Annotated in this window: 9 protein-coding genes; all 9 read right to left on the reverse strand. The window is 58.1% G+C overall.

Annotated features, from left to right (window positions below; genetic code table 11):
* Positions 1–60 precede the first annotated feature (60 nt).
* From HPY58_12910 to HPY58_12950, 9 genes are read right to left on the reverse strand one after another with little or no spacing between them, the layout of a single operon-like run.
* Positions 61–255, reverse strand: coding sequence for a Flp family type IVb pilin (locus HPY58_12910; protein NPV30518.1), 195 nt, complete (start codon positions 253–255; stop codon positions 61–63).
* A 16-nt stretch (positions 256–271) separates the two neighbouring features.
* Positions 272–1,078 (reverse strand): hypothetical protein, encoded by an 807-nt coding sequence (locus HPY58_12915; GenBank protein NPV30519.1) that lies wholly within the window; start codon positions 1,076–1,078, stop codon positions 272–274.
* The gene (locus HPY58_12920) at positions 1,071–1,976 is read right to left on the reverse strand and encodes a hypothetical protein (GenBank protein ID NPV30520.1); all 906 of its coding nucleotides are present in this window, start codon (positions 1,974–1,976) and stop codon (positions 1,071–1,073) included. Before HPY58_12920 ends, HPY58_12915 begins: the two co-directional genes overlap by 8 nt.
* A complete protein-coding gene (locus HPY58_12925; protein NPV30521.1) occupies positions 1,970–3,328 on the reverse strand; it encodes a CpaF family protein in 1,359 nt (452 codons plus the stop codon). The genes HPY58_12920 and HPY58_12925 overlap by 7 nt, the downstream gene beginning before the upstream one ends.
* Entirely contained in the window at positions 3,288–4,079 is a 792-nt protein-coding gene (locus HPY58_12930) for a hypothetical protein (GenBank protein ID NPV30522.1), read from the reverse strand. Before HPY58_12930 ends, HPY58_12925 begins: the two co-directional genes overlap by 41 nt.
* 39 nt (positions 4,080–4,118) lie before the next feature.
* Positions 4,119–4,655, reverse strand: a complete 537-nt coding sequence (locus tag HPY58_12935) for a prepilin peptidase (GenBank protein ID NPV30523.1) — start codon at positions 4,653–4,655, stop codon at positions 4,119–4,121.
* On the reverse strand, positions 4,645–5,244 hold the full coding sequence (locus tag HPY58_12940) for an HD domain-containing protein (protein NPV30524.1): 600 nt from the start codon (positions 5,242–5,244) through the stop codon (positions 4,645–4,647). The genes HPY58_12935 and HPY58_12940 overlap by 11 nt, the downstream gene beginning before the upstream one ends.
* Positions 5,245–5,251: 7 nt before the next feature.
* Positions 5,252–6,229, reverse strand: a complete 978-nt coding sequence (locus HPY58_12945; GenBank protein NPV30525.1) for a hypothetical protein — start codon at positions 6,227–6,229, stop codon at positions 5,252–5,254.
* A complete protein-coding gene (locus tag HPY58_12950; protein NPV30526.1) occupies positions 6,214–7,308 on the reverse strand; it encodes a P-loop NTPase in 1,095 nt (364 codons plus the stop codon). The genes HPY58_12945 and HPY58_12950 overlap by 16 nt, the downstream gene beginning before the upstream one ends.
* Between the last annotated feature and the right edge of the window lie 20 nt (positions 7,309–7,328).

The following is a 7,328-nucleotide window of genomic DNA, read 5'->3' on the forward strand; positions in this document are numbered from 1 at the left end:
ACCTCCTGTAAATAGAAAAAGGGAGCTCTTCGCTCCCCTTCTCGCTCCACATCGCATCTCTTACCAGGCGGGATTGTTGCTTCCTACAGCGGTATTTAATTTGGTTCCGATTGTGTTTGCTGAATTTATGACATGAGGCCTGAGTGTGGTGTACGCACCGATTGCGATTGCGGCCAGAATTCCGGCTGCAATTATCATTTCAACTGTCGTGATTCCGCGCTCGTCCTTCAAAAGCCTTTTCATAAACTTCAGCATTTAACTCTTCCTCCCTTCATGTTAAAAATCCAAAATACTGTCCCATGACCTTTATGAGCCTCCACACGAGCGGGCCAACCACCATTCCGGCAATTGCGGCCAGGGGCAGTGCGCGATAAATGCAGTAGTAAAGCGGCTTGCTTACTATCTTCAATTCGGCAAGCGTCTGCCTCAGCGCCTCAAGCGCCCTGGATTCTTCCTCTATCGCGCCGCGTCCATACCCCATGCCCGATTCCTCGGCGTGCATCAGAACAGTCGAAAGCGTCGCTGCTTCTGGTACATCCACCTCCTCTGCAAATTTTTCCAATGCTCTCATGGGACCGGAGGGCCACATGGCCAGACACCTCTCCACAGCGGGCCGGATCGTCGGAGTAATGACCGCCCCCAGGCGGAGGGACTGCTGGATGGTGTAACCCGCCTTCGTGTAGAAAACCACCGACTCGTAGAGAGCGGCAACCTCCCGCAGTTTTTTCATCTTCACGGTTTCCTTAAAATTCCTCCGGAGGAACCACGCGGCCCCGGCTCCCAGACCCCCGGTAATCAGCGGCACCCCGCGCGCCGAGACGGTAAATCCGGAAATAAGAAGACCAAAAAGGAAACCGGCAAGCAGTCCCCCCAAGAGAACAACCCCTTCCCCGTGCTCCCCCGCGCGCTTTAAGTTGAATTTTCCGGAAGCACCCCGCAGCTGCGGTCTCCACTGTTTCCACCCGAGACTCCACGCCACTGTCCTTCCAGAGACGCGGGAAAATACAAGGCTTAACAGGGGTATCAGGGCAAGAGAAACCCCTGCCGCAAACATTCCTAAATAAACAGTTTCAATCACCCGTATCCCCCCTGTTCACCATCCTGTCGAGAAGCGCCCCGGCAACCGCAGAGACGAGGCAGCAGACGACGATTCCGCGCCCGGCGGCTGTTTCGAGGAAAAATGAGCGTGCTTCAGGGACAACCTTTTGCATGAGAAAATAGACCGGAACAACCGCAAGGTTGAGCGCAAGCGACATTATGCGGTCAGCCGTCACTTCCACCCGGCTCTTTCGGATGAGTTCCTGCTGGCCGGATATTCTCGCCGCGAGCCGGGAGAACAGGGGCTTCACAGCTTCGTCTTCAAAAGAGAGCCGGAACAACTGAACAAAAAGCCTGCCGTACTCGAAGTCGAGGTCCCTGGCAAGCTTGGTCAGGACGTCGTCCCTGTCTTTGCCCAGGAGCAGCCCTTTTTCTGCTTCTCTCAGGATCCCTCCGATGGGGTCGGGAAGCCTGCGGGCCGCCGCCCCCAGGGCCTTGACGGGGTGCGGAGTTTCCGCGTATTCAGCGGCAAACACGCGCACCGCCGCGCCCATCTGCTCGATGAGCTTCTCCCTGAAAGCCTTCTCCCGGTAAAAGAAAACTTGTTCAGGAAAGATTACCCCCGCTGCAGCCAGGACCACCCCCGCTGCCGGATTGCGCAACGCCAGCGTGCCATAGAGAAAACCCACAACCGAGAAAACCAGCGCGAGCAGGAGGAACGCGGGCCCCCTGCGAACGAATTTAAATCCTCCCAGCTCTTTCTCCGCCCGCAGCACCCACTTCTGGAGAGAATGGGAGAGCTCGACCATCCGGACGGAGGAAAGCCTTGCCAGCTTTTGCCTCCAGTCCTGCTTCCCCGCGTTTTTTAAGAGCGCATGTGCGACAGAAAAGACGACAGCAAACACTCCTACCCCAAAGACCGCAAGCCAGGCTACCATCCGAGCCTCCTGAGTTTTGAAACAGGGAGGTGTCTTCTCAGTCTCTCCAGAAGCCTCGGGCTGGGGGGGCTACACACTTTCCAGCTACCCTCGAAGTAGTCGTCTCCCTTCGGAACCCAGCGCACGAGGTCGCGGTACTCGATTTTGGAGCCGTTCGGACAAACCTCGGTGACGCTCTCCACTTTGATGACGCCCTTTGTAGAATCTCCGAACATCTGAACAACTACGTGGTAAGCCGATGCAACAAACGATACCGCTACTTCCAAAGGAAGATTCATGCCCTCTTCGAGGAGAAGCTTTCCGGTGCCCTCAATAGCCTCCTTAGGAGAACCGAAGTGGGCAGTAACCAAAGATCCGTCGTGCCCCCGAATGCAGGCACGCACGGCTTCCTTCGCCTCACCTGCGGCGCGAAACTCTCCGACAATGATAAGGTTGGGTGAGTAGCGGAGAACGATTTTGAATAGCCCGCCGAGGGTCCGCCCGGCTTCGGGGTGCTCTTCCATCTCTATGATGTCACGGTCCGGAAACATCTTCGCAAGGAACAGCTCGCGGTCCGTCTCCAGCACAACCGCCCTGGCGTTGGGGGGTGTAGCCGAAAAGAGAGTCCGCAGGAGAGTCGTCTTTCCGCTTCCGGTTCCCCCGGCTATGATGACGTTCGCCCTCCCCGCAACCAAAGTCTCTAACACAAGCCAGGTTCTTTCGTCTAGAGTTCCGAGCCTTACCAGCTCTTCGGGGGTAACCACCCGGGCAAAGGGCTTCCTCAGTACAAGGGTCACGTGTTCGGTAACCGGAGGGCAGGTTGCTGTAATCCTGGTTCCGTCTTTCCTCATTGACTCAATCGTGGGATTTGAGCGGTTGAGCGCAACTCCCCGGTCGTGAAGGGTGATTCTTGTTATGATTTTCATTACGTGTTCATCGTCTCTAAAGCGAACTTCCGTTTTTTCGTTTCGGATGTTTTTCAAAACGTATACCCGGTCTGGAGCGTTAACGCGGATTTCGTTAATAGAAGGATCGTGGTAGAGGTCTTCGATTGGCCCCAGACCCCAGGCATACTTGTAAATTTCATAGGCTGCTTGACGGAGGTTCATCTCCTCTACTTCGACTCCTAAACGCTCCAATGTGCTGGCTATCGCTTTTACAGCGCGCTCGTTAGCTCCGGGAACGCCGGCCATCGCATTTTCGAGGATTTCCTTGTTTTGGAGTGCCTCTTCTTCTCCCAGCTCGGCAGGCTCCTGGATAACCTCCTGGATGATCCGGGTCGCTCGCTTGATGTCTACTCTGCCGACCTTTTCTTGTCTACCCTTTTCCTGTCTACCTGGACTTTCCTGTTTTTTCGGCGCCAGTCGCAGCACCGGTTTCCCCTCCCTGCTCACTTAGATTTTGAGAGCTTTCTTGTAACTGGACCTGGTCCGCTGTCGGAACGAACTTCTTTGACAGGACAATGTTTTGAGATTTCGGAGATGCTCCCCCGATAACCCGCGAAACATCTTTACTGTCAACGGCAAGAATTACCACTGCAGGTGGCGTCGCGGGAGCGCCCATGCCTCCGGCGAGGGCCTGCTGGATAACCCCGGCCTGCTGAATCAAAACGGACTTTCCGGCGCTGTCCCGAACATCGAGGACAACGGCATTAGTGGCCGCCTTAATCCACCCTACTCCGGGCGTCTGCATGGAGCTTTCGGTGGGAATCCACCATACGTCCACCAGGTCCCCTGCCCGGAGCGAGCCTCCAACACTCCGGGCAACGTCGATGTTAATGGAAACTATCTGCTTGTCCTTGACAAGCCTCGCGTCAGCAAGCCGCTCTTTTTTGATTTGCTCATGCTGATAAAGTGTGCTTAAAGCGAGCTTGCCCACGGCCTCGGACGGGTCCCTGACCGCGCCCGGCTCCTCGCCCCCTTTGACTACTGCCCGCCAGCCGATGTCGGCGGAGCTGATTACAGTATAGGGCGGAATATCCCTGACCGGGACCGGCACGCGGACCATCTCCTTATGGGTGCTCGTGTACCGGTGCAGCTGGTAGGCGGCGACTAGGGCCACGGAGATGCCGATGACGATCGCGGCAAGGGTCGGCCAGCTGCGTCTGATGTTAAAGAACCTCAAACAGAAAACACCTCCTTCTCATTGAAGTTGCAGGCAACTCTAAAAGAACAAAGCTCCCCACACCGCCCAGGCCGCCGCCGCCAGGCAGGTTCCAAAAGGAACGGCTTCAGGTGGCACCGGGGCCTCCGGGTCTTCCGGAAGCTTCGGAAGAATCATCGCACCCTTCATCCCGTAGACGGCCTCCAAAAAGAGACCCCTGAAAAACAGGAGCATCCGGGCCTTCAGCCTGCCCTGCTTCGCCAGGTTCCAGGAACCCCACACGACCCCGATGAAGCTCCCGATGAGGAGAATCCAGAGCGCGTTCCGGAATCCGAACCACGCGCCGAGCGCGGCGGCAAGCTTCAAGTCTCCCCCGCCCGCCCCGCCCATCAGGGCGCAGACAAGGAGCACTCCGCCGGCAAAAGCGAACCCCAGCAAGGCGTCCGGAAGGTTTTTCGCGGCAACCGCGTAAACAAACCCCGCCGCCAGCATCGGAAGCGTGATTTTGTTCGGGATGAGGTGTGTCTTGAAGTCGGTCACGGCGCAGATCAGGGCCGGGATGAGGCAGCCAAAGAAAATAAACAGTTTATGCGCCAACAATACCGACCACCCCTTCCTCTTTCTTTTTGAGTAGCTTTAACACCACACCAAGGGTTTTACTGTCAAACCCACCCGAAAGAGCAATCTCCACAGCTTCTCCGGGGGTATATGTCCTGCTTCTGTACGGCCTTTCCTCGGTCAGGGCAACGAAGCACTCGACCGCCGAAACAACCCTGCTCAACGGACCGATTTCCTTAAGGGCCCTGGGGTATCCCGTCCCGTCCGGCTTTTCGTGGTGCTCTTCGATTATTCTGAGCACCAGTTCTTCGATACTGGGAAGATGTTCTTTCACAAGGGCCGCGCCTGTGAGAGGGTGTACCTGAACGATTTTAATATCGTCAGAACTCAGCTCTTGCTTCGAGATCAGGCACTTCGGCCAGGTAGTTTTCCCAAAGTCGTGGAGAAAACCCCCCAGCTGGACGGCTCCAACTTCTCTCTCGGAAAACCCCAGTTCCCTTGCGACCAGAACCGCAAGATCGGCGACTGAAACAGAGTGCCGAAACAGCCCCTCGTCCCAGGTCCGCATGGCGTTCGCTACGCTCCAGAGATCCGGGCGCGCGCAGATCACCTTGTAAGTCTGGATCAAATTTAAATTACCCCCCGAAGAGCGCGGCCAGGAAGCCACGCCTCTTTTTGGCCGGGGAAGCCTCCGGCCACAAGGCGCTGAGGACCCCCTCCGCGCCCAGCACAAAAGGCGACCGCGGGCTGTCCAGCGCCAAGCAGCGGCCCGCCCTGAGGGCATCCTTCACCTCGAGGTCCTCGGGAAGAACGGCAATCGCTGGAACCTCCGTGAACTTCCTGAGCACCCTGCGGCACTCCCCGGCAGAGAGGCCTCCGGCGGCTCCCTCGAAGTTCAGAACAACGGCAGTCTTCTCTTCCGCGCCGTGTTTTTTTATAAGGGGCAGCGTCCGGCAGAAAGACGCCAGAGAAGGGGCGTCCATCCGGAGCACGAAAAGCAGAACATCCAGGCAGGGAAAGAGCGTTTCATGCAGAGCGGGAGACGCCGGACAGTCTACCCAGACGGCAGCCTGTGCTCCCGCCAGTTTGTTGAGCAAAACGGGCAGGGATTCGAATTTCAGCTCCAGCCACCTTTCAACCGTCGCAGCCCCCAGCACGAGAGAGAGGTTTTCCAGTACAGGGTGCTGGACGACGCTGTCGCCGACATCCCCGCCGCTCCACCACGAAATGCCGGGGTAGAACGCCGCCTGCTCCCCCATCGTATCCAGCCCCAGAGCGGGCCCCAGGCCAGCGAATTCGTTTAAGTCCACGGCAGCCACGGGGAGCCCGGATTTTTTCGCCGAAAGGACAGCCAGAACCGCCGTCAACGTCGTCGCCCCGCAGCCCCCGGTGGAAGCAACCCCGATAATTTTCGTTCGCACGAATTTTTTTCGCTCGACCAGGCGCACGTCCGGGGGCTTCTTCGGGTCGAAGTCGTCCAATGCCTCGTCCGGGACTTCTCCCGAGAGGACGCCCCGCACGACCTCCACGGGAAGCCCCAGCGCCCGGGCGATGTGCTCTTCGTCGAGCAGCTCGGCCAATTCCCTGATCTTTTCTGCTATCTTTTCAGCCACCCAAGCAACCCTCCTTGCTTGTGTTCTTTTCTCTCCGGTTCCAGCGCGCAACCTGCAAGCCCGGCTACCTCTCTCGCCAGCTTCAGCCACTCCTCTCTGTGCAAGACACTTCCACGGTAGCCGGCTCTCACCTGCTCCTCCCACCCCTCGGGAATTACAGCCACCACCTTCGGCAGAGAGCGCGCCCCTTTTTTGAATCCCGAACAAAAAGCGCGCTCGATTTCGTGCAGCGCGGCCAGCTTGGGGCTGTACCTGTTCACGATGATCCGGATCGCCTCCGGCCTGACCCCCATCAGGAGAAGCGTGGGGGCATAGGTCTCGGTTTCCCTGACGCTGAACTTCGACTGGTCCACCACCGCGTAGACAAGATCGGCTGACGCGAAAATGCCGTGCAGGAACTCCTTCTCCCAGGGCGCAGGAGGAGTGTCTCCAACCACCACGGGGAACTCATCCAAAAGCTCTTCAACCGCTCTCGCCAGCTCTTTCCCCGTAAAGCAGGAAATGCCCGTCCCCACGGGGCCGGGCAGAACGTAGAGTTCTCCCGAAACTCCCAAGAGGAGCGATCTGGCGCCTACACCTTCCGCCAGCTTCTCAATCCCTTGCTTCGGCTTGAGATCGAAGTATGAGGCAATATCGGGGGCAGCAAGGTCAAAGTCGCAGAGGACGGTTGGAACGCCCCCTTCCGCAAGAGTTAAGGCAAGACTGACCGCCGCGGTGGTCTTCCCCACCCCGCCCTTGTTTGAGTACGTGAGCACAAAAACTCTTCCGCTTCTCTTTACGGCCCTCCGCTCCGGCGCGCTGACCGGCTTGACAAGTTCGGAGAGCTTTTCAAGCGCTTTTTCCGGGGCATCCACGATGCAGGCGTCCGGTCTTTTCCGGCGGGCCGCCCAGTCCGCCACCGTTCCGGTGCCCAGGACGATCAGGGGAATCCCATCCGGGGCGAACTGACAGGCGGCAACGTCTGAAACCGCTGCACCCGGCTTATCACCAGGGTCCAGGGTAACCCTGAAGCCGCGCTCCGCGACCCCGGACGCCAGCCGGCGCGCCTCCCCCAACAGCAAGACTTTCACCAAAAATATCGGCGCCGGAAGCCCCTACC

Source organism: Bacillota bacterium (assembly GCA_013177945.1).
Taxonomy (GTDB): Bacteria; Bacillota; DSM-12270; order Thermacetogeniales; family Thermacetogeniaceae; genus Ch130.